At 47.7% G+C, this 656-nt stretch carries 1 protein-coding gene; it reads right to left on the reverse strand.

All coding sequences use genetic code 11. The features are described from left to right. A partial coding sequence (locus tag RI561_RS13760) for a transposase (protein WP_395080821.1) occupies window positions 1-564 on the reverse strand: 564 nt, incomplete at its 3' end. Between the last annotated feature and the right edge of the window lie 92 nt (window positions 565-656).

The raw sequence follows: 656 nt of genomic DNA on the forward strand, positions 1-656 counted from the left end.
AGAAGGATCATCATGGTCGGCCTGATCGAGTTGATCCAACCACTGCTGAAGTTGCCGGGCGGTAGCTTCCAGGGCCTGTTGCAATCCTTTACGGGTAAAGCTTCCAGAGGAGTGGTTCACGGCCTCAAATTTACTCCCGTCAATGGCCACCAGCTCCCCGCCAAACAGATTCATGCGTTTGCATAACAGGATAAACTCCCCACAGACTCCTTTGAGGGCTTCGCTGTTGTTCTTGCGAAAATCAGCAATGGTTTTAAAATCTGGCTGCAGCCGCCCCAGCAGCCACATCAACTCTATATTGCGATGGGTTTCCCGCTCCAATCCCCGGCTGCTGCGTATCTTATGTAAGTACCCATATACATACAGCTTTAGCAGGTCTTGCGGACGGTAAGGCGGGCGACCGGTCCCTGAAAGACGGGCATGGGTAAAACCCAGTTTACACATGTCTAACCCTTCTATATATACATCGATAAAACGAACCGGATTATCGGGGTGGACATATTCATCCAGAGTAGGGGGAAGCAGCGTCGATTGGTGGCGATCTTCGCCGGTGATGTAGTTCATGAGTAATTATTTAAGTTACACACATAACAATAATTATTAATGCTATATATAGCAATAGCATTACATTTTTTTTCGACTTTTCACACAGGCTG

Source organism: Gracilimonas sp., assembly GCF_031581265.1.
Lineage (GTDB): Bacteria > Bacteroidota > Rhodothermia > Balneolales > Balneolaceae > Gracilimonas.